Below are 1355 nucleotides of genomic sequence, written 5' to 3'. Positions count from 1 at the left end.
CCGGGTGGGTGGTCATGCTTGCGGTTCAGATAGCCGCCGAGTTTTGCAATCCACAACACCACTTCGCCGAGCGAGGGTGTTTGAGGTGGCGGTTTTGAGGTGCGGTTAGCGCGGCTATAGAGCGCGCGCCACTCGTCGGGCTGCAGAAGCACCTCGCAGGACAGATCGGGATCGCCGCGGCCCAGCAACGTCGCGTACATGATGCGCCAGGCGATCACGGCAAATAACGCGGTCGACCGGACGAACCGCTCCAGATTGCCGAACTGACGCTTTTCAATGCTGCATCCGCTCTTGAGCACACGGTGCCACGACTCGATCGTCCACCGCCGCGCATACCAGCGAAGTCGCTCGAGCGCGTGCTCCAGCGTGATAGTCGGCACGGAACTCAGCAGCATCCATTCGAGTGGCTCAACGCCTGCGGGCGGGTCGGTTTCGAGTGCATGAATGGCATACACTTCGACCGCGGCGAGTCCGGGCGAAGCTCGTTTCGGCGCGCGCAGGTGAACCGGCGTACACCGCACCGTCAGACACGCAGTGCGCTTCGCGGTGTTGCGCTGCGCCGGCACCTGTAGTTCGGTCTCGCCCATGGGCGCTGTCGCGGTCACGGTGTCCCACAGATAGCGCTCCGGGTGGGCAGTGCGGCGATCCCATGCCGCACGCACAAGCCAGTCGACGCCCGCCGGCCGCTCAGCCACGAACACTTCGTAGACGTCGCTTTCCCGGTCCCCTGTTGCCACTATCCGGGTATCGGGGCAGCGCGCCTTGAGCGCGGCCAGATGCTCGATTCCTTCGAGCCATTTGGCACTCTCCTTGTCTTCAATCGGGCGCTGCTTGCGCTGCTTCTTCTTGCCCAGGTCCGCGTCCGGGCGTACCCAGGTCTTCATGCCCAGCACGCCCAGCGGCAAACCCTCCGGCGTCACGGCTAGCAAGCTGTGCAGCATGAAGCCACGCGACGCGTTACCGCTGCCGTAGCCCAGTCCTTCAGTGGCCTCGAGATGCGTCAGATTGAATTCGGTCGTGTCCTGCACCGCCAGCACGACCGGGAGATGCGTCATGCGCTGCAGCGTTTGCTCGACGTGCGGGGCAAGAACACCGTCGGTATCAACCTGTTCGTTGTCGAAGAAACGATAGGCAGCCTTGAGCTCGGCGGCATTGAGCGAACGCGGAAACGAGCAGTCGGGACTGCTCGCAAGCCGCCGTGCCAGCGCGACCAGCCGGCTCGTCAAACGGGCGTCGCCCAGATTGGCCGCACCGAATTCGGTGTCGGCCCAGTCACGGTTAGGGTCGTCGTCTACAGAAGGCAATGGCGTGTGGCTTTACGGGAGTTGCGCGCAAGTTAACATCGTCCGAGCCAG

Annotated in this window: 1 protein-coding gene; it reads right to left on the bottom strand. The window is 63.8% G+C overall.

What is annotated here, in order from left to right:
* A partial coding sequence (locus PQQ96_RS41980; protein WP_408303298.1) for an IS4 family transposase occupies positions 1 to 1304 on the bottom strand: 1304 nt, incomplete at its 3' end.
* Between the last annotated feature and the right edge of the window lie 51 nt (positions 1305 to 1355).

Origin of the sequence: Paraburkholderia sediminicola (assembly GCF_046027825.1) — a bacterium.
Lineage (GTDB): Bacteria > Pseudomonadota > Gammaproteobacteria > Burkholderiales > Burkholderiaceae > Paraburkholderia > Paraburkholderia sediminicola_D.
This window is presented reverse-complemented; position numbering and strand designations above follow the sequence as displayed.